25 protein-coding genes are annotated in these 24,575 nt (G+C 69.5%); 15 read left to right on the forward strand and 10 right to left on the reverse strand.

What is annotated here, in order from left to right:
- Positions 1 to 75 precede the first annotated feature (75 nt).
- Positions 76 to 2,130 carry a serine/threonine-protein kinase gene (locus ETD86_RS35505; RefSeq protein WP_138671021.1) on the reverse strand — a complete coding sequence of 685 codons (2,055 nt, stop codon included), beginning with the start codon at positions 2,128 to 2,130 and terminating at the stop codon, positions 76 to 78.
- Positions 2,131 to 2,254: 124 nt separating this feature from the next.
- Here ETD86_RS35505 and ETD86_RS35510 point away from each other — a divergent pair, with 124 nt between their 5' ends.
- The 9 genes from ETD86_RS35510 to ETD86_RS35550 all read left to right on the forward strand — a co-directional run bounded on the left by ETD86_RS35510 (position 2,255) and on the right by ETD86_RS35550 (position 9,921).
- Complete coding sequence (locus tag ETD86_RS35510) at positions 2,255 to 3,334, forward strand: NAD(P)H-dependent amine dehydrogenase family protein (RefSeq protein ID WP_138671022.1); 1,080 nt, start codon at positions 2,255 to 2,257, stop codon at positions 3,332 to 3,334.
- Entirely contained in the window at positions 3,331 to 3,837 is a 507-nt protein-coding gene (locus ETD86_RS35515; RefSeq protein WP_138671023.1) for a carboxymuconolactone decarboxylase family protein, read from the forward strand. The genes ETD86_RS35510 and ETD86_RS35515 overlap by 4 nt, the downstream gene beginning before the upstream one ends.
- A gap of 121 nt (positions 3,838 to 3,958) precedes the next feature.
- Positions 3,959 to 5,554, forward strand: coding sequence for a GMC oxidoreductase (locus ETD86_RS35520; protein ID WP_138671024.1), 1,596 nt, complete (start codon positions 3,959 to 3,961; stop codon positions 5,552 to 5,554).
- Between the two features lie 71 nt (positions 5,555 to 5,625).
- Positions 5,626 to 6,078: a hypothetical protein gene (locus ETD86_RS35525; protein WP_138671025.1), complete on the forward strand. Its 453-nt coding sequence runs from the start codon at positions 5,626 to 5,628 to the stop codon at positions 6,076 to 6,078.
- A 168-nt stretch (positions 6,079 to 6,246) separates the two neighbouring features.
- Positions 6,247 to 7,050: an IclR family transcriptional regulator domain-containing protein gene (locus tag ETD86_RS35530; RefSeq protein WP_138671026.1), complete on the forward strand. Its 804-nt coding sequence runs from the start codon at positions 6,247 to 6,249 to the stop codon at positions 7,048 to 7,050.
- Between the two features lie 551 nt (positions 7,051 to 7,601).
- Positions 7,602 to 7,955: a hypothetical protein gene (locus tag ETD86_RS35535; RefSeq protein ID WP_138671027.1), complete on the forward strand. Its 354-nt coding sequence runs from the start codon at positions 7,602 to 7,604 to the stop codon at positions 7,953 to 7,955.
- A gap of 2 nt (positions 7,956 to 7,957) precedes the next feature.
- Positions 7,958 to 8,443: an SMI1/KNR4 family protein gene (locus tag ETD86_RS60280; protein ID WP_138671028.1), complete on the forward strand. Its 486-nt coding sequence runs from the start codon at positions 7,958 to 7,960 to the stop codon at positions 8,441 to 8,443.
- A gap of 528 nt (positions 8,444 to 8,971) precedes the next feature.
- The gene (locus tag ETD86_RS35545; protein ID WP_138671029.1) at positions 8,972 to 9,439 is read left to right on the forward strand and encodes a hypothetical protein; all 468 of its coding nucleotides are present in this window, start codon (positions 8,972 to 8,974) and stop codon (positions 9,437 to 9,439) included.
- Positions 9,440 to 9,606: 167 nt separating this feature from the next.
- Positions 9,607 to 9,921, forward strand: a complete 315-nt coding sequence (locus ETD86_RS35550) for a transposase (RefSeq protein ID WP_170223434.1) — start codon at positions 9,607 to 9,609, stop codon at positions 9,919 to 9,921.
- A 137-nt stretch (positions 9,922 to 10,058) separates the two neighbouring features.
- Here the strand turns inward: ETD86_RS35550 and ETD86_RS35555 are convergent, their stop codons facing one another.
- From ETD86_RS35555 to ETD86_RS35590, 8 genes are all read right to left on the reverse strand, one after another.
- Positions 10,059 to 10,307 carry a hypothetical protein gene (locus tag ETD86_RS35555; protein WP_138671031.1) on the reverse strand — a complete coding sequence of 83 codons (249 nt, stop codon included), beginning with the start codon at positions 10,305 to 10,307 and terminating at the stop codon, positions 10,059 to 10,061.
- A 4-nt stretch (positions 10,308 to 10,311) separates the two neighbouring features.
- Positions 10,312 to 10,608 carry a DUF6247 family protein gene (locus tag ETD86_RS35560; RefSeq protein WP_138671032.1) on the reverse strand — a complete coding sequence of 99 codons (297 nt, stop codon included), beginning with the start codon at positions 10,606 to 10,608 and terminating at the stop codon, positions 10,312 to 10,314.
- The gene (locus tag ETD86_RS35565; RefSeq protein ID WP_138671033.1) at positions 10,605 to 10,838 is read right to left on the reverse strand and encodes a hypothetical protein; all 234 of its coding nucleotides are present in this window, start codon (positions 10,836 to 10,838) and stop codon (positions 10,605 to 10,607) included. Before ETD86_RS35565 ends, ETD86_RS35560 begins: the two co-directional genes overlap by 4 nt.
- A 248-nt stretch (positions 10,839 to 11,086) precedes the next feature.
- Positions 11,087 to 12,049 (reverse strand): quinone oxidoreductase family protein, encoded by a 963-nt coding sequence (locus tag ETD86_RS35570; RefSeq protein ID WP_138671034.1) that lies wholly within the window; start codon positions 12,047 to 12,049, stop codon positions 11,087 to 11,089.
- Positions 12,050 to 12,076: 27 nt separating this feature from the next.
- Positions 12,077 to 12,439, reverse strand: coding sequence for a hypothetical protein (locus tag ETD86_RS35575; protein ID WP_138671035.1), 363 nt, complete (start codon positions 12,437 to 12,439; stop codon positions 12,077 to 12,079).
- Positions 12,436 to 13,302, reverse strand: coding sequence for a DODA-type extradiol aromatic ring-opening family dioxygenase (locus ETD86_RS35580; protein ID WP_138671036.1), 867 nt, complete (start codon positions 13,300 to 13,302; stop codon positions 12,436 to 12,438). Before ETD86_RS35580 ends, ETD86_RS35575 begins: the two co-directional genes overlap by 4 nt.
- A complete protein-coding gene (locus ETD86_RS35585; RefSeq protein ID WP_211370521.1) occupies positions 13,295 to 14,158 on the reverse strand; it encodes a citryl-CoA lyase in 864 nt (287 codons plus the stop codon). The genes ETD86_RS35580 and ETD86_RS35585 overlap by 8 nt, the downstream gene beginning before the upstream one ends.
- Positions 14,155 to 15,363, reverse strand: coding sequence for a CaiB/BaiF CoA transferase family protein (locus ETD86_RS35590; protein WP_138671037.1), 1,209 nt, complete (start codon positions 15,361 to 15,363; stop codon positions 14,155 to 14,157). Before ETD86_RS35590 ends, ETD86_RS35585 begins: the two co-directional genes overlap by 4 nt.
- Before the next feature lie 173 nt (positions 15,364 to 15,536).
- On the opposite strand from ETD86_RS35590, the gene ETD86_RS35595 reads away from it, so the two are divergent.
- Entirely contained in the window at positions 15,537 to 16,982 is a 1,446-nt protein-coding gene (locus ETD86_RS35595) for an amidohydrolase family protein (protein ID WP_138671038.1), read from the forward strand.
- 59 nt (positions 16,983 to 17,041) lie between these two features.
- On the opposite strand, the gene ETD86_RS35600 is transcribed toward ETD86_RS35595, so the two are convergent.
- A complete protein-coding gene (locus tag ETD86_RS35600; protein WP_246148691.1) occupies positions 17,042 to 18,040 on the reverse strand; it encodes a LacI family DNA-binding transcriptional regulator in 999 nt (332 codons plus the stop codon).
- Positions 18,041 to 18,310: 270 nt separating this feature from the next.
- Here ETD86_RS35600 and ETD86_RS35605 point away from each other — a divergent pair, with 270 nt between their 5' ends.
- The 5 genes from ETD86_RS35605 to ETD86_RS35625 form a co-directional block, all read left to right on the forward strand.
- Complete coding sequence (locus ETD86_RS35605) at positions 18,311 to 19,612, forward strand: ABC transporter substrate-binding protein (RefSeq protein ID WP_211370522.1); 1,302 nt, start codon at positions 18,311 to 18,313, stop codon at positions 19,610 to 19,612.
- Complete coding sequence (locus tag ETD86_RS35610) at positions 19,609 to 20,535, forward strand: carbohydrate ABC transporter permease (RefSeq protein ID WP_211370523.1); 927 nt, start codon at positions 19,609 to 19,611, stop codon at positions 20,533 to 20,535. The genes ETD86_RS35605 and ETD86_RS35610 overlap by 4 nt, the downstream gene beginning before the upstream one ends.
- Positions 20,532 to 21,359, forward strand: a complete 828-nt coding sequence (locus ETD86_RS35615; protein WP_138671040.1) for a carbohydrate ABC transporter permease — start codon at positions 20,532 to 20,534, stop codon at positions 21,357 to 21,359. The genes ETD86_RS35610 and ETD86_RS35615 overlap by 4 nt, the downstream gene beginning before the upstream one ends.
- A gap of 1 nt (position 21,360) precedes the next feature.
- Positions 21,361 to 23,964: a glycoside hydrolase family 78 protein gene (locus tag ETD86_RS35620; protein ID WP_138671041.1), complete on the forward strand. Its 2,604-nt coding sequence runs from the start codon at positions 21,361 to 21,363 to the stop codon at positions 23,962 to 23,964.
- A 32-nt stretch (positions 23,965 to 23,996) separates the two neighbouring features.
- Positions 23,997 to 24,575: endonuclease/exonuclease/phosphatase family protein (locus ETD86_RS35625; protein ID WP_138671042.1), on the forward strand; the 579-nt coding region annotated here is incomplete at its 3' end.

Raw genomic sequence — 24,575 nt, forward strand, 5'->3', positions numbered from 1 at the left:
GCCCTCCCCCACGCCGGCGGGCACGGCATCGCCGGCCCCGTCCTGACGTTCGGCTGCATCGGCCTCTGCCCGGGGTCAGGGAGCGGTGTCCGTCCAGCTGTGCGACCCGCGGACCACGTTCGATTCGGCAGCGACGATCTTGTACGGCTTGGTGAAGTCGACCGGGGCCGTTTTCAGCGGGGCGCGCCGGCCGAGGGCGGCGGAGATCCGCGGCCCGGAGATCACGGGTTTGGCGGCCACCGTCACCTGGTCGGTCTTGTTGTCCTTGGCGGCCCACCGAAGGGCCCACGCGCCTTTCCCGCCGTTGATCGACAGGAGCGCGATCCTGCCGCCCTGCTCGATGGAGACGGCCCATCGGCTGCTGCTGTTCCCCTCCGCGGGTGCGGCCGCGGGGACGGCGCCTGCGGTGGTGAACTCGATCGTCACGCCGACTTGGGCAGGCCGTGTCACCGCGCTCAGGAGATCGGCGTACGGGAGGATCGTGCCCGCGTTCGGGCCGCCCTTGGCATCGCCGCTCCCGTCCTTGATGGCGGCGCTCTGGAAGGCCGGTTCCGGCGGCGGGGGGATGGAGCATTTCAGGTCCACGCGGGTGGTCTGGGCCGGCTTGACCAGCGCCGTCGTCGAGCAGATCGCGTCGCCCAGGGCCGTCTGGAGGCGGTAGCCGCCCTGCGGGAGCGAGAAGCGAAACCCTGCCTGGTCCGAGCGCCGGACGGTCACCCGGCGGCCCTTCTGTGTGAAGACCTCGACCAGCCCCGGTCGGTAGCCGGTGCCTGACGGCTGTCCGGGAGATGGTCCGCCGACGTAGACGATGCCGCCGACGAGCAGGCCCGTCGAGGGAGCCTGCTCGTGTGCGTCACCGGATGCCTCGGCTTTCACTGACGTGTCAGGTTGGGGGCTGGTGTCGGGTGTCGTGGGCTTGTCTCCGGGTTCGTCGTCTTGCGGGTGCGCCATGTGATCCAGTGACGGTTCCGTCGCGGTGGACGGCCGGGTTTCGCCGGTGCCCGCCTGGGCCGCCGTCGGTGGCGGCTGATCGGCCTGTGGCAGGTTCCAGTACGCCACCGGGACCGCGATCGCCACGGCGGTCAGCCCGCCTCCTAACGTCATCGCCGTCCGGCGCCGGCCGCGACGTGAACTCCGCGCGTCGGCGGCCGGATCCCGGCTCGGTCCGGTGCTCGGATCCCGGCCGGTCCCGGCCGCCGCGGTCCCGGCCGCCAGGATCCCTGCCGCGGTCCCAGCCGCGGTCCCAGTCGCGGTCCTGTCGTCGGCGGCCGCGGTCCTCTCGGTTGTGAACGCGGGGCTTCCCTCGGCCGGCGCGAGGGCACGGGCCGCCGTGGCCAGGGCGGCGGCGCTCGGCCAGCGATCCGCCGGGTCCTTGGCCAGGGCGCGCATGACCACCTCGCCGACGGCGGCCGGGACGTCGCCGGGCAGCGGCGGGGCCATCTCGTGCAGGTGCTTGAGCGCGATCGCGACCGCGTTCTCGCCGTCGAAGGGCGGCCGCCCCGCCAGGCACTCGTACGCGACCACTCCCAGCGCGTACACGTCCATCGCCGGGCTCGGCGCCGCGCCTTCGGCCTGTTCCGGGGCGCAGTACGTGGCGGTGCCCAGCACAATGCCGGTGGCGGTCAGCTTGTGGCCCGCTGCCGTCCTGGCGATGCCGAAATCGGTCAGCACGACCGTTCCGTCAGGCCGGATCATGAGGTTGCCCGGTTTGACGTCCCGGTGCACGACCCCGGCCTGGTGCGCCGCCTGCAGCGCCTCGGCGGCCTGCGCGACCAGGTCCATCGTCGCGCCGGGCGCGACGCGTCCGCGGCGGGACAGCAGCAGGTGCAGCGGCTCGCCGTCCAGGTACTGCATGACCAGGTACGGCGTACGCCTGCCTGGCATCTCGGCGATCCCGTAGTCGAACACGCCCACCACACCGGGATGGTCGATGGTGGCCATCGAGCGGGCCTCGGCGTGGAAGCGGGCCCCGAACTCGGGGTCGCTGTCCAGCCCCGCGCGTACCGTCTTCACCGCGACGACCCGGTCGAGCAGCGTGTCCTGGGCGCGCCAGACCTCGCCATGCCCGCCGCTGCCGAGCCGCGACAACAGGCGATAGCGGCCCGCCAGCGCCGTATCTGGACCGATCATCTTCGCGTGGCCGCCCTTCACTCCGGTTTCGAGAGCCCGTTCAAGAAAGACGTCCAGAGGAAGGCTCCGGTTCGAAGATCTGACATGTCTATACACCGAACCAAGCGCTTGCTACGCTCCGCCCATGGTGTCCACGGTGATCTGGGGTACCGGCAACATGGGCCGTGCGGCCATTCGCGCCGTCGAAGCACATCCCGGGCTGACGCTCACAGGCGTGCTGGTGAACGACCCCGCCAAAGCCGGCCGCGACGCCGGCGATCTGGGAGCACTCGGCTACGAGGTCGGCGTGGCGGCGACCACCGACGTCGACGCCGTCCTGTCCACCGCGCCCGGCGCCGTCGTGTACGCCGCCTCCGGCGACCTCCGCCCCGACGCGGCCCTGGCCGACGTCATCAGGGCACTCCGCACGGGAGCCGTGGTCGTCACCCCCTCCCTCTACGCGCTCTACGACCAGCGCAACGCCCCGCCCGAGCTGCGTGCCCAGGTGCTGGCCGCCATCGCCGAGAGCGGCGGCTCGTTGTTCGTCTCCGGCGTCGACCCCGGCTGGGGCAACGACGTGCTGCCGCTGCTGGTCAGCGGGCTGGGGACGGTCATCGACGTCGTCCGCTGCCAGGAGATCTTCGACTACTCCACGTACGACCAGCCCGACTCGGTCCGCTATCTGGTCGGCATGGGCCAGCCGATGGACTACGAGCCGCCGATGCTGGCACCGACCGTCCCGTCCATGGTGTGGGGCGGCCAGGTACGGCTGATGGCCCGCGCCCTGGGCGTCGAGCTCGGCGAGCTCCGCGAGAGCGTGGAGCGGCGTCCGCTCGAGCAGACCGTGACCACGCGGGAGATGGGCGAGTTCGAGGCGGGCACGCAGGGCGCGGTGCGTTTCGAGGTGCAGGGGATCGTCGAGGGCGAGCCGCGCATCATCGTCGAGCACGTCACCCGCATTCACCCGTCCTGCGCACCAGACTGGCCGTCCCCGCCGAGCGGCGAAGGGGCACACCGGGTGATCATCGAGGGCCGCCCGCGCATCGAGGTCACGGTCGAGGCCACCGACGAGGGCGGCAACCGCTCCGCGGGCGGGAACGCCACCGCCGCCGGCCGCCTGGTGAACGCCATCGACTGGCTCCTGACGGCCGGACCTGGACTGTACGACGCGCTCGACGTGCCACTGCGCCCCGCGGTCGGCAGACTCGGAAGGAAGCACCCGTGATCATCGACGTCCCTGAGGGCAAGGACCCGATCGCGTACGTGTGGGGCGAGATGGTCCCCGGCATCGGCACCGCCGCCTCGCGCTTCTCGTTGTCCGTGTACGCCGACACGACGCTCGGCCTGCGCGAGTTCGAGGCGGCGCGGCTGCGGATCGCGCAGCTCAACGGGTGCGCCTTCTGCCTGGACTGGCGGACGGAACGGGACGGCCAGAAGGTCGAGGACGGCTTCGCCGAGGCGGTGGCCGAGTGGCGCACGACCGGCGCCTTCGACGAGCGCACCCGTCTGGCCGCCGAGTACGCCGAGCGGTACGCGCTGGACCACCACGGCCTCGACGAGGAGTTCTGGGCCCGGATGACCGCGCACTACAGCCAGGCCGAGATCGTGGAGCTGAGCATGAGCATCGGCTCCTGGTGGGCGTTCGGCCGGCTCAACCGCGTGCTGGGCCTGGACACCGCCTGCGTGTTGCCGGGCGGACCGTCACCCGCCGGCGAGCGTCCCCGATAAGAGCGTCCTCGATAAGAGCCACATCGATAAGAGCGACGCCGATAAGAGCGACGCCGATAAGAGCGACGTCGATAAGAGCGACGTCGCTAAGAGCACCGTCGATAAGAGCGAGGAACCCCCGATGAGCGACATCATCTCTCGCCGCGGCTTCATCACCGGCGCCGGCACCGTCCTCGGAGCCGCCGCCTTCGCCGCCCCCGCCCGGGCGGCGGCCGGCCCGATCGCGCCGGGGGCGCACGTCTCCGCCCTGGTGATCGGGACCGGATACGGGGGCGCCGTCGCCGCGCTGCGCCTGGCCCAGGCGGGCGTGGACGTCCACATGATCGAGATGGGCATGGCCTGGGACACCCCCGGCTCCGACGGCAAGATCTTCTGCAACACGCGGGAGCCGGACTACCGGTCGTACTGGCTGCGCACCAGGACCAAGGCGCCGCTCAACTACTTCCTCGGCTTCCCGATCGACCGGGACATCCCGCGTCACACGGGCGTGCTGGACGCCGAGGAGTTCGGCGGGATCACGGTCTACCAGGGCCGCGGCGTCGGCGGCGGCTCGCTCGTCAACGGCGGCATGGCGGTCACGCCCAAGCGCGAGAACTTCGGCTCCGTGCTCCCGTCGGTGAACGCCGACGAGATGTACAACGTCTACTACCCGCGCGCCAACGCCGGGCTGGGGGTCGCCACCATCGACCCGGCCTGGTTCGACACGACCCCCTACTATCAGTACGGCCGCGTCGGCCGTAAACACGCCCAGCGCTCCGGCTTCCCGTTCGTCTTCGTACCGGACGTGTACGACTGGGACTACATGAAACAGGAGGAGGCCGGCACCGTCACCAAGTCGGCGCTGGCCGGCGAGATCCTCTACGGCAACAACCACGGCAAGAAGACGCTGCAGAAGACGTACCTCGCCCGCGCCAAGGCCACCGGCAGGGTGACGATCTCGCCGCTGCACAAGGTCACCTCGGTCGCCCCCGCGTCCGGCGGCCGCTACACGGTGACCATCGAGCAGATCGACACCACCGGGAACGTCACCACGACCAAGACCGTCACCGCGGACCGGGTGTTCTTCGCCGCCGGCAGCGTCGGCACCAGCAAGCTGCTGGTCAGGCTGAAGGCCACCGGCGTGCTGCCGAGCCTGAACGGCGAGGTCGGCAAGGGCTGGGGCGACAACGGCAACGTCATGTGCGGCCGCGCCAACCACCTGTGGGACCCGACAGGCAGCCTGCAGTCGGCGATCCCGTGCTGCGGCATCGACAACTGGGCGGCGGGGGGCGCGTTCGCCGAGGTCGCGCCGCTGCCGACGGGGATCGAGACCTTCGCCTCGTTCTACCTGTCGATCACGAGGAATCCGAACCGCGCCCAGTTCTCCTGGAACGCCGCGGCAGGCAAGGTCGAGCTGAACTGGCAGACCGCGTGGAAGCAGCCGTCCATCGCCATGGCCAAGACGATCTTCGACAAGATCAACTCCAAGGAGGGGACGATCTACCGCACCGACCTGTTCGGCGTCTACAAGATCTGGGGCGATCACCTGACGTACCACCCGCTCGGGGGCGCGGTGCTGAACAAGGCCACCGACAACTACGGCCGCCTGCACGGCTATCCGGGCCTGTACGTCATCGACGGGTCGCTGATCCCCGGCAACACCACCGTCAACCCGTTCGTCACCATCACGGCGCTGGCCGAGCGCAACATTGAGCAAATCATTGCAACTGACCTGTGAGGTCTGGCACCGGCCCGATCAGTCGTCCACGATGAGCGGGCCGGATCAACCATCACAGGAAGGTCGAAGCCATGCGTTTACGCACCTGGCCGGCGGTGGCCGCGGCGGCCGCCGCTCTCTTGGCGGCTCAGCCCGCGGTGGCCCAGGCGATGGTGAAGTTCTACGCCGACTCGGGAGACTCCTGCCGTCGCGGGGTCACGGAGGGAACGCTGGACTGGGTGGAAGGGCCCGTCATCCGGCCGACCGTCAGGGTCAGCGGGTACCTGGCCGATGAGGGCGTCAACTCCCCCTGCGCCCAGGACGGGATGCTCTCCAGGGCCACGTTCAGCGCCTACAACGGCACCACGCTCGTGGACTCCGAGGCGTACAAGGCGGACGACCAGCGGATCGTGCTCTCCTTCGCGCTGTCCGACCCCTCGGGGGTGACCGCCATCAACCGGGTGGTCGTGCAGGTGTGCCGGTTCAGCGTCACGCCGATCGGGATCAGCTACTGCGGCCGGGCCGCGCAATACAAGGCGCCCTGATCGGACAAGCGTCCGTGTAACGACCGGTGAGAAACGCCACCGTAACATCCCCTGTCTATCCATCTCCGTATCCGCGGCTGGGGCGGGCAGCGCTATGCTCGCCCCGGCCGCCGCTGTGCGGACACCGGTTAGAGTCGGATCGGCGGGATCCGAGCAGGGAGGCGTTTCATGGCACGTGCTGACACCGGCCCCGATTTCATCGAGGCGCTGGCCCGCGGCCTCGACGTGATCCGGGCGTTCCAGCCGGGCCGGCCCGTCATGTCCCTCACCGAGGTGGCCACCGCCGCGGGCCTGGCCCGGCCCACGGCCCGCCGCATCCTCCTCACCCTGCAGGAGCTGGGGTACGCGAGGAGCGAGCCCGGCGGGTACGCGCTCACGCCCCGGGTGCTGGAGCTGGGGGTGTCGTACGTGCGGTCGATGGGGTTGTGGGAGGTGGCCCGGCCGCACATGGAGCGGCTGGTGGCGCAGACGCACGAGTCGTCGTCCATCGCGCAGCTCGACGGGTCCGACATCGTGTACGTCGCGCGGGTGGCCGTACCGAAGATCGTCACCCTGTCGGTGCAGATCGGGACCCGTTTTCCGGCCCTGCAGACGTCGCTGGGGAAGGTGCTGCTGGCCGCGCTGCCGCCGGACGAGGTGGACCGGGTGCTCGCCGAGCCCAGCCGCTCGAGGGTGGAGCCGCGCTGGCGGCCGGATGTGGCCGAGCGGGACGCGGCCCTGCGTGACGTGCGGGCGAAGGGGTGGGCGCTGACGGACGAAGAGCTCGCCCTGGGGATCCGCAGCGTGGCCGCGCCGCTCAGGGATGGCCTCGGGAACGTGATCGCGGCGATCAACGTCAACGCGCACGCGGCGGAGACGTCGGTGGAGCGGCTGGCCGAGGCACACCTGCCGCTGCTGTTGAAGACGGCCGGGGCCATCAGCGCCGACTGGGCCCTGTACGAAACGGTCCCCCACGCCACCATGACCTCCTGACCCTCGTAGCACCCAGCTATCAGCGACGCTGATCCTTGTCCTTGTATCTCGCCGGCGCGCAGCCTGGCCAGTCGTACCAGCCGACACCGCCGACTACCCCACACGCCAGGTGCGGTGCAGCCTTGCGGATATCGCGGCTGTCCCGACTCAAGAGAAGTGACGCCCGGCGCGACGCGCCTACCTGGGGCGCATCAGATGTGCCGAACCAAGACATCAGTTCGCCATCCCGTGAACGGATGCCAGGAAGTCATGCGGCGGTTCCCAATCGCAGCGGATGTGATGGAGATCACATCGGAGTAGGTCCGGCGAAAGCTCTTACCCCTGACACTCCGCCTGACCAGGCAGCATGATCAGGCTCATGACTTCTGCCTGACTCTTCCTGTCGGGTAAGCCACCTTCCAGTCGTTGACCGATCTTTTGTTCGATGATCACCTCTTAGTGATCGTCCTTATGTCCGCTTTAGGCACCTGAAGGCCCTGTCGTCCGGGGTCTGCGTCAGCGTGCCCGTAAAGGAGTGCGGGATGCGTGGTCGTCGTCTGCGGATGCGGTTCGTGACCTTCATCATCGGGCTTGCGGCAGTGGTGTTGCTCTCCAGTGTCGGGGTCCCCGATCAGCTGATCACCTCGGCCGCGGCGGCCGCGCCTGATCCCGAGCAGTCGGTGGATGCTCGGCCGGTGCCGGCGAAGAAGGAGGCCAAGTGCGCGGAGGAGTCCGCGCCGAAGGTGACGCGGAAGAAGCCGGTCTGGCCCCAACCGGGCAGGGCCGAGGTGAGCGTGCCTGATCCGGGCAAGCTCGCCGACGTCGGGGTGCTGCCGGTGCAGGTGGGCCAGGTGCAGGGGGCCGGGCTGGACGACAAAACGAAAGGGGTCCGCGCCGGGCTAAATTATTCCGAGCCCATTACGTGAGAATGAATCAGATCTTTGAAGATAACGAATATTACACCGGGCCGACACTAGATGATAAACTGGTCGGCAAAGCCGAGCAAGCCCTGGGCTTTCGGCTGCCTAGGTCATACGTCCAGGTGCTATCTCAACGAAACGGCGGAGTGCCTAGAAAACGTTGTTTCGCCGCCGATTTCCCAACCTCCTGGGCGCCTGACCATATCGAAATTGAAGCGATTCGAGGCATAGAAGGAGAGTGGGGAATAGATTCATCATCAGGTCTAGGAAGTCCGGACATGATCGCCGAATGGGGGTATCCCGAGATAGGTATTGTTATATGTGTCATGCCCTCCGGAGGGCATGACACTATAATGCTAGATTACTCCGAGGTGGGGCCTGGAGGTGAACCTTCAGTCGCATACATCGATGATGATCGCATACCTAGGCGGATCGCAAGCTCCTTTCAGGAATTCCTGGAGCGAATGAAACCCTGCGAGCATTTTACGTCTTAAATTCACAAGTTTCTGGCCCCGGAAATCTCGCGATCAGATCCGACTGTGTCAGCCCTTTCTATTTTGGCTTGAGCGCATTATTCAGCCGCGCGTCGGCGCGTTCCCGGGGCTGTCTAGCCAACCGCTCCAGCACGGTCACTCCGAGCAGCAGCACCCGGCGCCTCTATGCAACGGCGGATTTGCCCTGCATCCCGTCACTCGCGCTGGTGGGATCATTTCGGCGCCGGCGGGAAATTGAAGAGACTCGGATACACCCTGCGACGACGTGGCCAATGTCGACTATCGCCTGCCTAAGCCAGCCGCACACCTGCATACAGACCGCCCCGGCTCTCGCCCACGATGGCCGGGCTGCCAGGCGACGCCCTCAAGACCGTTTGTCCTCGCTACGCTGCGGGCGCTCCGTCTTGACCCCGCCGCCCACACCAGCCATGCCAAAATAAGGCCGGAACGCGCAAAAACGGATTTCGCTCGAATGCTTTCAGAGCCTCGTCGGTCCGGGAAAGCATCGTCTCTGGAAACATTTCGGCCTTGTCTGCCCAGCCAGCCCTCAACTCTCCAGATCGCGACCTGCCACGCCTCCTCTTCGAGGCCCTCGCGCCAAAGTACGGTTGGTCGGACCGGGCCGACCACCGGTGCCGCGCTGCCCAGTTCGCGAGCCGTTTCGGCGGCCGAGACGATCCCCGGGGCCAGCCCGATCGCGACATCGATGAGGACCTGCCCCCGGTCGCGTCCGGGTACGAACCCGGCTTGGTCAGAGATTTGGATGACCGGCCGCGCAGCGCGGATTCCTCGGCCAGCAGTCGCAGCAGCGGGATCCCTGCCGCGCCGATCAACCCTGTACCGCCGCCGGTCATCTCCAGCCCGACCTGCCAAGCCTTCGTGCGTTTCTCCAGCTTGCGACGGCGACGCTCGGCCGCAGCACGTTTGAGCTTCCGCCGCAACCCGGCCGGTGCCGTACGCTTTACCCTGAAGGTCCCGATCTCCTGCGTGGTTTGATCTCAGCAATCCGGATCATGCCAGGTCAGAGCGGGACCTTCTCCGTTTGTGACACTCCGTGACGATCACCCGGAGTATCGTGAATTCACGAGGTGGGCTGGTCTGCCACGATGATGTCCTGTGGCGCCGGTCTTTCCCCTCACCCGGCTGTGAAAGTGGAGCGTGTGGTGTCGGTGCAGCCGCAGCCTTGGGGGCAGACGAACGCGTCCTGGACACCGTGCACCCAGCGGAGCACCGACGCGATCGTGATCCGCTTCTCCGGCGAGGTCTGCCCGCCCTGCCCAGTCCGGCAAGCGTGTACCACCGCCACCATCCGCGGGAGTCAGCTCACCATCCGCGATCAAAAGGCCCAGCAGGCCCTGGACGCCGCCCGCGCCGAACAGTCCACCCAGCAATGGCAGGACAAGTACAAACTCCGCGCCGGAGCCGACGGCACCCGCACCAGCCACCTCGCCCAGCTCGAACTCGCTCTCACCGCCTGATCACGAATTAACCACCAGGGTCCGCAGGGTCCACAAAACCCACATTGAACAGGCAAAAGCCGCTTGCTGGCGTTGGGTTGTGTTACCCATATTCGACGGTGGGACGGCCCAGAGACGGCTCTGCTGGACTCTGGGCGTCAGCCGAGCCAGACCAGGCGAACGACGTATACGAGGCGGCGTTCCTCCAACGCTACGTACGTGGCCACGCCATACCCGCCGAACGTGTGGGTGAGCATGTTCGCTTTCGGGTTGTCCGGCCGCAGCGGCTGCCCGCTCCACGGAGCCACCTCGAGCAGGGCGCGCAACTCCATGAAGGCGGCCAGGGCATCGGCCGGAAGGGTGTCGCGTTGCTGTTCGGCGACCGGGTCCAACTCGACGTCGTACACGCAACTACTCGCCCCGCTCGGCGCGGTGTGCCACCCGTTCCGCGGTCTCCAGCATGCGCAGGTAGTCGTCCGGGTCGGCCTTCATGACGGCGATGGCCCACCAGCGGTCTTGGAACGCGTGTACGGGCGCCAGGTCGTAGGAGACCTTCGCCTGGTCGAGCGCCACCCTGTATTCGTGGTCGAACAGGCCGCGGTCCTCGGTCGGCAATGCGGCACGGATCGCCTTGGGGCTCCGATCGTCCCTGATCGACGCGCGGATCTCCGCGGGCGTCCTGTGGGCGCCGTGCGGTTCAGCCGTCATCGCTGTGCCCCTTCCTTCAGGCGTCCCGTTTGTTTGGCCCAGTCGAGCACGTCGGCGAGCCACCACCAGTCTCGGCCGGAGATCTTCCCGGCTGGGTCGGGGAACTTCGCCACGTTCACCCATTCCGCGGAGCGGCGGCGCCAAGCCATGACAGTGTTCTCGGACACGCCGAGCTCGGCGGCGATGCCATCGATCCCGACCGGGATCCACGGGCGTACAGGTCTCGACATGGTCTCAGTGTATGCGCGACACAGGCGCATGACCACGCCATGCGGTGCATGACTCAAAGAGACGCATGACTGGCATCAACAGATGTATCGGTTAGCCACACGGTCTTCTCATCTGCACCACGGATCACCGGAAGCAGATACAAGTTAGGGGCCGCCCTTGGTGTTGCGACCACCTGGCGAGCCCCCAACCCCCAATCCGTTCCGCAGGAAGAGAACTGCTCAGCCGACCTTACGCGCCTTCGCCGGCGTCAGGGCGTGGGCATAAGGACCAGGCGGCCGGAGGTGGCGCCCGTGGATTGGCGGCGCCAGGCGGCCTCGATGTCGTCCAGGGGCACGACCTCGTGCGCCACCTCCAGCCGCCCCAGCGTCGCCAGCTCCGCGATCCGCCCGATGGCGGTGGCACGTTGTTCCCCGGTCAGCTCGTTGTTGGTGTAGCCGAGCACCCGGAGCGACCGGCTGCGAAGCGTCGCGGAGTCCAGCGGGCACGTCTCCCCGGCCGAGCTGCCCAGGTTCACCAGCCGCCCGGACGGCCGCAGGGTGCGGGCGGCCGCGGCGGCCGGGACGCCGAAGAGCGGGTCGAGCACCAGGTCCAGCGGTCCGTCGCAGGCGGAGGCGAAGCGTCCCGCCAGTTCGCCCACGTCGTCCGTGTCCAGCGCGACCACGGCGTCCGCGCCCGCCTGCTCGGCCCGTTCCCGCGCGGCGGCGGAGCGGGCCGCCGCGACGACCCGCCGCGCGCCCGCGGCCCGGGCCAGTTGCACGGCCGCCTGCCCGACCACGCCCCCGGCCCCCAGCACCAGCACCTGCTCACCCGCGGCGAGCTCGCCGCGCCAGGTCAGCGCCATGAGGGCGGCGACCGCCGACAGCCCCAGCGCGGCGACGGCGACCGGATCGGCCCCGGCAGGCAGCTCCACCAGGTCGTCGGCCGGTACGGAGGCCAGCTCGGCCATGCTCCCGTCGCCGGGCGCCATCCCGGCGACCGTGGGGAACCACACCAGCGTGCCGTCCCCGACCGTCCCGACACCCTGGACACCCGGCACGTAGGGGGTGGCCGGCACGCCGAAATAGGAGGTGCCGCCGGCGCACAGCAGGTCGAGCGGGGTGATGGGCGCGGCGAGCACGCCCACCAGCCGCTCTCCCGGCCCCGGTTCGGGCGCCGGACGCTCGGCCACCCGGGGCGGCTGCCCGCAGGTCTCGATCTGCGCGGCACGCATCAGCGGCTCCCCTTCACGATCCACAGGTCAGGTCGCGATGTCCGGGTACGGCAGGTCGTGGTGGGCCAGGCGCCGGGCGTACTCGAGCTGGAATCCGAGCGGCTCGGCGTGGTCGCGCTCGAACATCGCGATGAACAGCGTAAGCGTCAGGAACGGATGCGCCCCCAGCTCGAACAATTTGGGATAGTCGTGCGTGGCGAGCGCCTCCCGCTCGGTGTCGTCGAACCGCAGCCACGTGGACGACTCGCCGGTGTGGCAGCCGAGGATCCGGTTGGCGTACTCGGCCTCCCACCAGGTGACGGTGGCCCGCGGCTCCTCGCGGTAGCGTTCGACGAGCTCGGGATCGCGGTCGACGGTGAACAGGAACTTGTTGAGTAGATATTTGCTCACGGCCGGCCGCCTCCGTTCGGGTACCAGGTGAAGTACGCCTCCATGGTGTGGAACAGGTCGTAGGTGTCGACGTAGTCGGCCTTCTGGCCCTCGCCCGCGACGCCCATCATCAGCATGAAATCCATGAAGCCGTGGGTGGCGTTGCCGGGCGCGTGCAGGCTGTCGAGCGTCACCTCGGCCAGGCAGCCCTCGAGGTCCCCCGACGAGATCCATTCGACGGCCCGCCGGTCGAACTCCGGGTCGGGCCCGTGCGGGCCGAACTGGCGGGGGCCGCCGAGCTCGAGCGACAGGTGCCCGGTCCCGATGACCGCGACCCGCTGGTCGGACGGCCACGACTCGATCAGCTGCCGGATCGTCCGCCCAAGCTGCACGAACCGCTTCGGCCGCGGCAGCGGCGGGGCGAAGATGTTGGTGTAGATCGGCACGATCGGCAGGTCGTTCTGCGGGCGCAGGGTGATGATCGGGCAGGTGATCGAGTGGTCGATCCGCAGCTCGTTGGAGAAGGCCAGGTCGAAGCCGGCGTCGAGGCCCTCGCGCAGGATGTAGGCCGACAGGTCCTCCTGGCCGGTGAAGAACATCCTGGGCAGGCCGAACTCGCGTTCCTCGTTGGAGAAGTTCGCGTCGTAGAAGGGCGCCTTGCCGACCAGGAACTGCGGCATGTTGTCCAGCCACAGCTGGTGGAAGTGGTCGGAGCCGACCATGACGAGCACGTCGGGCCTGGCCCTGGTCAGGGTTTCGCGGAACGCCTCGACCTTGCGTACCCACTCGTCGGCGAACGGCGGGCGGTCGTCGCCGGTGCTGGTGGAGGCGCGGTAGTAGAAGGGGTGGTGGGTGGACGCGATGACCGCGACGAGTTCAGCCATGCAAACCTCCGTTGGCGTACGGCTCGGGCGGGATGGACCGGTTGTTGAGGTCCACCGACAGGAAGATGTCGCCGGCCACGGGGCTGCGCAGTTCCTCGGCCAGCTGGCCGATCAGCCCGGCGGTCCTGGCCAGCAGCGCGAAAGCCCGCAGCAGCTCCAGCGGCAGGCCCAGGTCGGCCAGCGCCGCCCCGCACACCCCGGCCCCGTTGAGCGGCAGCGTGCGGCCCAGGACCTGCGGGTGGACGCGGCCGATGGCGGCGAACAACGACAGGTGCGGCCCGTACAGGCCTTCTTCTGCGGCGATCTGGAACAGCCGCGGCGTGCGGGGGTCGCCGTCCTTGTGGACGTGGTGGCCGAGGCCGGGGATGAGCTTGCGTTCGGCGCGCCGGGCGCGGACGGTGTCCAGGGCGAGGGCGTCCCAGCCGGCGTCGTCGGTGGGGGCGGGGTGCTCGCGCAGCACGTCGTTGAGGAAGCGGCCGCAGTCCTCGGTGACGCCGAGGAAGCGCGAGCCGCCGCCGAGCAGTCCTGCCGCGAGCGCGCCCTGTACGGAGTCCGGCGCCGACAGGTACGTCAGCCGGGTCACGATCGCGGTCGGCGTGAACCCGTGGTCGGCGAGTGCGGCCAGGACCGCCTCGAAGACGCGGATCTCGCCGGGCGTCGGGCGGCGCTGCGTGGCCAGCCAGAACGCCAGCTCGCCGAAGCCCAACTGACCCATGACGTCCTCGGCCAGGTCCTGCCCCAGCAGTGTGATCGTCTTCGCCGTCGACGCCCCGAGCGCCGTGGGATATTCGCGTGGCGTGCCGGACCCGGGCACATTGGACTGTGTGCCGGACCCGGGCACATTGGGTTGCGTCATGCTCGACCTCCTTCCACGGACCCGCCGGGTGCGGGTCCGGCGGGAGCGGCGAGCCACTTGCGCAGCTCCGCGCCGTGCTCGTCGAGTTCCGGTGGCGGCAGCGTATAGCTGACCGGCGTCTCTGAGAACCGGATCGGATGCCGCGTGGTCGGCACCGCCCGCTCCCCCTCCCCCACCTCGACGACCGGCTCCAGCCCGAACCGCTCGGCCATGGCGAACCCGCCGTCGATCGTGTTGATCGGCCCGCTCGGCACCCCGGCCTCCACCAGCAGCTCGAACCACTCGACCGCCCCCCGGGCGGCCAGCCGCTCGACCAGGATCGGCCGCAACTCGTCCCGGCGCGCGGTGCGGTCGGCGTTCCTGGCGAAGCGCGGGTCGTCGGCGATCTCGGGAATCCCGAGCACCTCGCACAACTTGCGGAACTGGCCGTCGTTGGCGGCGGTGACGATGAGGTCGTTGTCCGCGGTCGGCAGCGGCTCGTACGGGAACACGCTCGGATGCGCGTTCCCCATCCGGTACGGCACGACGCCGCCCGCGACGTACGCGGAGCTGTGGTTCACCAGTCCGGTGAGTGCCGACGACAGCAGGTTGACCTCGACGTGCTGTCCCTGCCCTGTGGCCTCGCGGTGGCGCAGCGCGGCGAGGATGCCGATGACGGCGTGGTTGCCCGCCATCACGTCGAACACGGAGATCCCGGCCCGGTACGCCGGCCCGTCCGGATCGCCGGTGAGGCTCATCAGTCCCGACATGGCCTGGACCATGAGGTCGTAGCCGGGCACTCCGGCCCCGGCGCCCGACCCGAATCCGCTGATGGAGGCGTACACGACGCCGGGGTTCGTGGCCCGGACCGAGGCGTGGTCGAGGCCGTACTTGGCAAGCCCGCCGGGCCGGAAGTTCTCGATCAGCACGTCCGCGCGCCGGGCCAGCTCCCTGGCCGCCTCGGCGTCGGTCTCGTCGCGCAGGTCGAGCGCGATCGACCGTTTCCCCCGGTTGATCCCGAGATAGTACGTCGATACCTCGCCCCGCACCGGCGGCGTCCAGCCGCGGGTGTCGTCCCCCTTGGGCCCCTCGACCTTGACCACGTCGGCGCCCAGGTCGGCCAGCAACATCGTGGCGTACGGCCCGGCCAGGATCCGGGAGAAGTCGGCCACCAGCACGCCGGACAGCGGCCCACCCCCGACCGGCCCGTTCGGCTTGTCCGTCATCCGGCTCCCCTCCACGCATGCGTTCGCTACACGGACGACTGTCCGTAACCGTGATTCTGGCACATGCCTCCATGCGCACCCAAGGGCCTTGACACCGATCCCGGCGCTCTTAGAGTTACAGCGAGCAGAATGACCGTGTAGCGGACAACCGTTCGGAAGATCGGAGTTCAGCGATGAGCGAGCGGACCGAGTTCGAGGCCGGACGGCCTGTGGTGCTGCGCGGCGGCACCGTGCTGCCGATGGACGGCAGGCGCACGGTGCTCGAACGCGCCGACGTCCTGGTGACCGGTGACAGGATCGCCGCGGTCGGACCCGATCTGGAGACGCCCGAGCACGCCGTGGTGATCGACGCGTCCGACGGCATCGTCATGCCCGGCATGATCGACACCCACCGGCACATGTGGCAGACCGCGTTGCGCGGCTACGGGGCCGACTGGACGCTCACGCAGTACTTCGTCTGGTTCTATCTGGAGCACGGCAAGTTGTTCCGGCCCGAGGACGTGCACGCGGGCAACACCCTCGCCGCGATCGAGGCGCTCGACGCCGGCGTCACGACCGTCGTCGACTGGTCGCACGGCCTGCAGACCGTGGACCACGCGGACGCCGCCGTCGACGCGCTGCAGTCGGTGCCGGGCCGGTACGTGCTCGCGTACGGCAACATCCAGCAGCCCCCCGCGGAATGGACGGCCGCGCCCGAGTTCCGCGACTTCGTGCGCCGCCGGATCACCGGCGACGACATGCTCGGCTTCCAGCTCGCCTTCGACGTGCTCGGCGACCCGGCGTTCCCGGAGAAGCCCGCGTTCGAGGTCGCGCGGCAGCTGGACGCGCCGGTCACCACGCATGCCGGCGTGTGGGGCGCGACCAGCGACGACGGCATCAGGCTCATGTACGAGCACGGCTTCATGACCCCACGGAACATCTACGTGCACGCCGCGTCGTTGTCGGCCGACTCCTACCACCGCATCGCCGCCACCGGCGGCTCCATCTCGGTCTCCACGGAGAGCGAGCAGAGCGCCGGCCAGGGTTACCCGCCCACCTGGGCGGTACGCGCCCACGGTATCCCGGTGTCGCTGTCCATGGACACGAGCGTGTGGTGGAGCGGCGACCTGTTCTCGGCCATGCGCACCACCCTCGGCGCCGACCGCTCCCGCGAGCACCTGGAGGCGCACGCCAAGGGCGACACCGTCACGCACTGCGGCCTGCGCGCCGACCAGGTCGTCGACTGGGCCACCCGGGGCGGCGCCCACGCGCTCGGCCGCGACGACCTGGGGACGATCGCGGCAGGCAAGAAGGCCGACCTGGTGCTCATCAAGAACGACCGCTCACCGGTCTCGTTCCCGCTGCTCAGCCCGTACGGCCACGTCGCCTTCCAGGCGCAGCGCGGCGACGTGCACACGGTTCTGGTCAACGGACGCGTGGTCAAGCACGAGCACGAGCTGCTCGGCGTCGACCTGGCCGCATCGCGTCGCCAGGTGGAGCAGACGATCGAGCATCTTCGCGCGGAAATGGGCGAGGACGCCTGGGGCAAGGGCATGAACCCAGACGTCCCCGCGACGAAGATCCTCGACAATCCCTACACGTACACCGACTACCGCAGCGACGCGACACACCGCCTCTGACCGAACTCAGGCGCCACCCCGCGGTGATGAGAGAGACGCCCTCCTGACGGCCGTACGGCCTAGCAGGGTGACCCGCTACGTGCCGTCGAGCGCCGCACGATCAGAGTGGGCGACAGGGAGAAGTCCACCGCCGCACTGCGGCCCGCGAGGCGTTCCAGCAGCAGGCGGGCCGCTGTCCTGCCCAGGATGGCGCCGTCCTGGTCGACGGTGGTCAGGGAGATGTGGGCGAGGCCGGCCATCCGGGTGTTGTCGTAGCCGGCCAGGGAGATGTCGCCGGGCACGGTGAGCCCGGCCTCGTAGACGGCCGCGAGCGCGCCGAAGGCGGCCAGGTCGGCGCCGGCGAAGATGGCGGTGGGGAGCGGATCCCGGGCCAGCAGCTCGCGCGCCGCCGCGTGGCCGCCCGCCTCGGTGTAGGAGGTGGCGGCGACCGCGATCTCGCCGGCCAGGCCGTGCTCGGCCATGACCCGCCGGTAGGTGCGCTCCCTGATCGTGTGCAGCAACGCGGCGGGTCGGCCGCGGCTGGCGTCACGCTGCCCGATGTGGGCGATGCGGCGGTGCCCCAGCGCGATCAGATGCTCCACGACCAGCTCGGCGCCCGCCTCGTCGTCGTCGTGGACCGAGTCGTAGACGGCCGACTTCTCGTGCGGTCCCAGGACGACGGTCGGCGTGCCCGCGGCCACCTCTTCCAGCTCCGCCTTGGACCCGAGCGGGGCGATCATCAGAATGCCGTCCACCTGCCGGTCCACCAGCGCGTCGATCGCCCGGTGCTCGCCCTGCGGGTCCCTGCCGCCCTGGATCAGGATGGCCTGGTAGTCGGTGCCGCCGAGCTGCTCCATGAGGCCGTCGAGGATCTCGCCGAAGAACGGGTTGTTGATGTGCGGCAGGAGCACGCCGATGGTGAACGTCCGCCCGCGCATCGCCCGCGCCGCGTTGTGCGGACGGTAGCCGAGCTCGTCGATGGCGGCCCGGACACGGTCGCGCATGGCCGCGCTGACGCCGTAGGCGTTGCGCAGCACCTTCGACACCGCGGTGGTGGAGACCTGCGCATGGCTCGCCACGTCGGCGATCGTGACCCGGCGCCTTCGAACGGCCCCACCCATACGCCCGCCTTCCTGTTGGAACGCGCTCGGATTGTCCGGTTTCGCCATCGGAAAGCCGTGGGTATCGTTACCCATTCTGGGACCGCCAAACCCTGGATTCCTGGACTTTGACCGGGTCACGATTGGGGATCGTTCCCCAAATTCGCTCTTGACGATTCACGTATGTGACGCCTACGTTAACTGGCATCGGGGGCGTTTAAAACGATTCAACGGACCCGGAGGGGCGTTGTGAAGACCTCGCACCGCGTACTGGGAGCGGCCGTGGCCGTTCTCGCCATGACAGCCCTGACCTCCTGCGGCTCAGGTTCCGAGCCCGCCACTGACGGCACGGTCACCCTGGCCTTCCTCGTGGACAACAGCCAGGCGACCGTAGACACGGCCAAGGCGCTCACGGACGCCTTCATGCAGGCCAACCCCACCATCAAGATCGAAACCGAGACGCGGCCGGGCGGCAGCGAGGGTGACAACATCATCAAGACCCGGCTTTCGACCGGCGACATGTCGGATGTGTTCTGGTACAACTCCGGCTCGCTGCTCCAGGCGCTCAATCCGGCCCAGACCCTTGTCGACCTCACCGGCGACCCGGTGCTCCAGCACGTGCAGAAGGACTTCCTGCCCGTGGTCACCCAGGCGGGCAAGGTGTACGGGGTGCCGAGCGGCACCGCGATGGGCGGCGGCATCCTCTACAACCGCAAGGTCTACGACAAGCTCGGCCTGAAGGCGCCCACGACGTGGGCGGAGTTCATGGCCAACAACGACAAGATCAAGGCGGCCGGCATCACGCCGGTGATCTCGACGTTCAAGGACACCTGGACCTCGCAGTTGTTCGTGCTGGGCGACTTCTACAACGTGCAGGCCGCGGTGCCGTCGTTCGCGCAGGACTACACGGCCAACAAAGCCAAGTTCGCCGCCACGCCGGCCGCCAAGGCCGGGTTCGACCACCTGGCCGAGGTGCACGCCAAGGGCCACCTCAACGAGGGCTTCGGCTCGGCCATCGCCGACCAGGGCATGAAGATGCTGGTCGAGGGCAAGGGCGCGCACTACCCGATGCTCAGCGCCCAGTTGCCGCCGCTGGTGGCCACCATGCCGCAGGCCGCCACCGACGTCGGCTTCTTCGGCATTCCCGGCACCGACCCGGCCAAGCACGGCGCCACCCTTTGGGAGCCCGCGGGCCTCTACATCCCCAAGACGACCGAGAAGCTGGAGGCGGCCAAGAAGTTCCTGGCCTTCGTCGCCTCGCCGGCCGCCGCCGAGGCCGTCAACAAGGTCGTCCAGCCGGCCGGGCCGTACCGGATCGAGGGTGCCAAGCTGCCCGACAACGCGATCCAGGTCGCCAAGGACCTGCAGGCGTACGTCGACAAGGGCGCCACCGCGCCCGCGCTGGAGTTCGTCTCCCCGGTGAAGGGTCCGTCCCTGGAGCAGATCACGGTCGCGGTCGGGTCCGGGCTGACGCCGCCCGCCGAGGGCGCCGCCCAGTACGACAAGGACGTGGAGAAGCAGGCCAAGCAGTTGGGGCTCGCGGGGTGGTGACCAAGCAGCATGCCGGGCCCCGCACGGGGCCCGCCCCGGCCCACGAGAAGCACGTTCGCGCCTCGAAGCAGCGCGCGGCGTACCCGTACACGCTGTACCTGCCGGCCGCCGTCGTCTACCTGGTGATCTTCCTGGTGCCGACGGTGATGGCCTTCTACTTCGCGCTGACCCGCTGGACGTTGTTCGACAGCACCTTCGTCGGCCTGCAGAACTTCCGCGACTTCTTCGCCGAGCAGAACCTGCGCATCGGCTTCGCCAACACCCTGTTCTACGCCGTCGTCACCAGCGGGCTGAAGGTGGTGCTCGGGCTGCTGCTGGGAGTGCTGCTCACCTCGAGGTTGCGGCTGCGCGGCTTCCTGCGCTCGGTGGTGTTCTTCCCGGTGCTGGTGAGCACGGTGGCCGTCGGGTTCACCTTCAGCGCGCTGTTGCGGCCGGACACCGGCCTGGTCAACAGGGCGCTCGCGCTGGTCGGGATCGACGGCCCGGACTGGCTGGGGGACGCCGGCACGGCGCTGCTGTCGGTGGCGCTGGTGGACGTGTGGAAGGGCGTGGGCATCGCCACGGTCATCTACATCGCCGGCATCCTGTCCATCCCGCGCGACTACTACCAGGCCGTGGCCGTGGACGGCGGCGGCGCCTGGCACCGCTTCCGGCACGTCACGCTGCCCCTGAGCTGGCCGGCCACCTATTCGGTGATCCTGCTGTCGTTCATCGGCGGCCTGCGCTCGTTCGACCTGATCTGGACCATGACGCGCGGCGGGCCCGGCTTCACCAGCGACACCATCGCCTCGATCATCTACAAGCAGTACCAGGCCGGCTTCTTCGGCCTGTCCACCGCGGGCAACGTCATCTTGTTCGTGGTCGTCACCGCCATCGTCGTCCCGCTGAACTACTTCCTCGGCAAGAGGCAGGCCGCCCTATGAGAGCGCTCAAGAGGTTCGGCGCCGACGGGATCGCGTTGCTCCTGGCCACGGCGATCTTCCTGGTGCCGTTCTCGTTCATGTTGCTGACCGCCGTCAAGGACCGGGTCCAGTCCGCCGACCTCGACTTCGCCTGGCCCACCAGCTGGCCCGTCGTCCAGAACTTCGTCGAGGTGATCGAGGCACGCGACTACGTGCTCCTGCGTGCGTACGTCAACTCCACGATCCTCACCGTCGTGTCGGTCGCACTGCTCGTGATCTTCGGGGCGATGGCGGCGTTCGTGTTGCAGCGCCGGGCCGGGAAGATCGGCAAGATGGCCGACTTCCTGGTCTTGTCCGGGCTGATCATCCCGCCCGCGATCGTGCCCACGATCTGGCTGCTGCAGGGGCTGGGGCTGTTCAAGACCCTGCCGGGTCTGATCCTGGTCGAGGTGGCCTTCAACCTGTCGTACGCGGTGCTGCTGTTCCGGGCGTTCATCGCGGCCATCCCGCGTGAGCTGGACGAGGCCGCCATGATCGACGGATGCAGCGGCCTGCGGTTGTTCTTCCGCGTGATCTTCCCGTTGCTCCGGCCGGTCACCATCACGGTCATCCTGACCAGCTCGGTGGCCGTCTTCAACGACTTCGTCAACCCGCTGTACTTCCTGCCCGGCGACGAGAACGCCACCGTGCAGGTCACCCTCTACAACTTCCAGAGCCAGTACAACACGCAGTGGAACCTGCTGTTCATGGACATCGTCCTGATCACGATCCCGCCGCTGCTGCTGTTCGTCTTCTTCAACCGCAAGATCGTCGCCGGGATGACCGCCGGCGCCATCAAGGGATGACATGACTTCTTCTCCACACGTCCACGCCCCCACCTTTGAGCACCACCTGCACCCGCTCGGCATCGGTGAGCCCGCCCCTCGTCTGTCCTGGGCCGTCACCGCCGACCTCCCCGGCTGGCGGCAGCAGGCGTACGAGATCGAGCTGAGCGACGGCACCACCACCGGCCGCGTCGAATCCGGCGAGTCATTGCTCGTGCCCTGGCCGGGCGCGGAGCTGGGCTCGCGCGAGCGGCGCGGCGCGCGGGTCCGCGTGTACGGCGCCGACGGCTCAGCCGGCGACTGGAGCCCCTGGTCCCATGTGGAGGCGGGGCTCCTGCGGCCTTCCGACTGGCAGGCCGGAGCCGCCGCGCCGCCACTGGACCTGCTCGGCGTGCCCGACGGCCCCGCGCTGCTGCTGCGCCGCGACTTCGCCGTCCGCGCCCCCGTCGAAAGGGCCCGCCTGTACGTCACCGCGCACGGCACGTACGAGGTCGAGCTCAACGGCAGGGTCGTCGGCGACGACGTGCTCGCCCCCGGCTGGAGCAGCTACCATCACCGCCTGCGCTACCGCACCCACGACGTCACGGACCTGCTGCGCGCGGGCGGCAACACCATCGGCGCGACCCTGGCCGACGGCTGGTACCGGGGCCGGCTCGGCTTCATGGGCGGCAAGACCGACATCTACGGCGACCGCACCGCGCTGATCGCCCAATTGGAGATCACCTACGCCGACGGCACGACCGACACCGTCGTGACCGACGGCGCGTGGCGCTGCGCCTCCGGCCCCGTCACCGCAGCGAGCCTGTACGACGGCGAGAGGCACGACGCCCGCCTGCTGCCGCGCGGCTGGTCGCAGCCCGGTTTCGACGACGCCTCCTGGCTGCCCGCCGACGTGCTGCGGCATGACCCGCCCCTGCTGGTGGCCCCGACGGGCCCGCCCGTGCGCCGGGTGGAGACGCTGAGCCCGGTCGAGGTGCTGACAGGCCCGTCCGGGGAGACGATCCTCGACTTCGGCCAGAACGTCTCCGGCCGCCTGCGCATCCGCGTGCAGGGCCCGGCCGGGCACACCGTCACGCTCCGGCACGCCGAGGTCCTGGAGGGCGGCGCCCTGGCCTTGCGCCCGCTGCGCCACGCGGCCGCGCTCGACCAGTACACGCTGCGCGGCGACGCCGAGCCCGAGGAGTGGGAGCCGCGTTTCACCATGCACGGTTTCCGCTACGCGCAGGTGGACGACTGGCCGGGCGAGCTGGACCCGGCCGATGTCCAGGCCGTCGTCTGCCACACCGACATGCGGCCCATCGGCACCTTCGACTGCTCCGACCCGCTGCTGAACCGCCTGCACGACAACGTCAGGTGGAGCATGCGCGGCAACTTCGTCGACCTGCCCACCGACTGCCCGCAGCGGGACGAGCGGCTCGGCTGGACCGGCGACATCCAGGTCTTCGCCCCCGCGGCGGCCTTCCTGTACGACTGCACGGGCCCGCTGACGTCCTGGCTCGCCGACCTGTCCGCCGAGCAGGCCGAGCTCGGCACGGTCCCGCCGTACGTGCCCTGGGTGTCGCTGATGTCCTCGGCCGCCCCGGCCGCGGCGTGGGGCGATGCCGCGGTGATCGTCCCGTGGGTGCTCTACCAGCGCTCCGGCGACCTCGGGCTGCTGCGTACGCAGTACCCGAGCATGACGGCGTGGGTGGACGAGGTGGCCGGGCTGACCGGCGGGAACCACCTGTGGGACGAGGGTTTCCAGTTCGGCGACTGGCTCGACCCGGCCGCTCCCCCGGACAAGCCGGGCAAGGCGCGGACCGACCACGCGCTCGTGGCCACCGCGTACCACGCCTGGACCGCCCGCATCGTGGCCGACACGGCGGCGCTGCTGGGCCACGACGCCGACGCCGCCCGCTACGCGGAGCTGGCCGAGGCGGTGGGCGCGGCCTTCCGCCGCGAGTTCGTCACCCCCTCGGGGCGGCTGGCCTGCGACACCCAGACCGCCTACGCGCTCGCCCTGTGCCTGGACCTGCTGGACGGGCCCGAGCAGCGGGAACGGGCCGGGCGCCGGCTGGTCGAGCTGGTGGCCGCCGACGACCACCGCATCGGCACCGGCTTCGTCGGCACGCCGCTCATCTGCGACGCGCTGTGCCTCGTGGGCGCGTACGACACCGCGTACGCGCTGCTCACCCAGCGCAACTGCCCCTCCTGGTTGTACCCGGTGACGATGGGCGCCACCACGATCTGGGAACGCTGGGACAGCATGTTGCCCGACGGCACGGTCAACCCCGGCGAGATGACCTCGTTCAACCACTACGCGCTGGGCGCGGTGGCCGACTTCCTGCACCGCACGGTCGCCGGCCTGGCACCGGCCGCGCCCGGCTACCGTGAGCTGCTGGTGAGGCCATGTCCCGGAGGCGGCCTGTCCCGCGCGAGCGCCACGCTGGAGACGCCCTTCGGCCGGGCCGAAGCCGGCTGGGAACGCGCCGGCGGGCGACTGGAGCTACGCGTGGTCGTCCCGCCGAACGCCACGGCCACCGTCTACCTGCCAGCGGAGCCGGCACGCCCGATCGCCGTCGGGTCAGGGGAGCACGTCTTCACGTGCGCGTTCCGCGACCCGGCCGACGAGGAGCGGCCATCATAGAAATTTAATGATGACCACTTAAGTTCGAGGGCGTGCTGTTACAGGAGGCCACCGCGGGCGAGGCGGTGCCGGGCCGGCCCCGGCGCAAGTGGGGGGCGCGACTCCTCATAGGGGTCGCGGTGGTGTTCGCCGGGGGGACGGCGGTGCGGCTCGGCGGGCTGGAGTCGGGAGTCCTGCTGGTGCCGCTGGTCTCCTTCACGCCGTACTTCGCGGTCGCGGCCCTGGTCGTGCTGGCGGTGACGGTCGCCGCGCGGAACAGGGCCGCGATGGCGGTCATGCTGGCCGTCTGCGCCTGCCTGGCCTGGTGCGTCCTGCCGCGCGCGATCGCGACCTCAGGCTCGGTCGAGGGACGGCCGCTCCGGGTGCTGACCGCCAACCTCAACGGCGGGCGCGGCGACGCCCAGGTGATCGTCGACCTGGTGCGCAGGCTGGACGTGGACGTGCTCAGCCTGCAGGAGCTGACCTGGTCGGCCCGTGAGCGGTTGGCGGCGGCCGGGCTTGACGGGCTGCTGCCGTACCAGGTGAGCAAGCCGGAGACGTGGGGCCCGGTCGGCAGCGGCGTGTACGCGCGGTATCCGCTGCGGGCACGTTCCGGGGTGTTCCAGCCGGTC

The sequence above is a fragment of the Nonomuraea turkmeniaca genome, assembly GCF_005889735.1.
GTDB classification, from domain to species: Bacteria; Actinomycetota; Actinomycetes; order Streptosporangiales; family Streptosporangiaceae; genus Nonomuraea; species Nonomuraea turkmeniaca.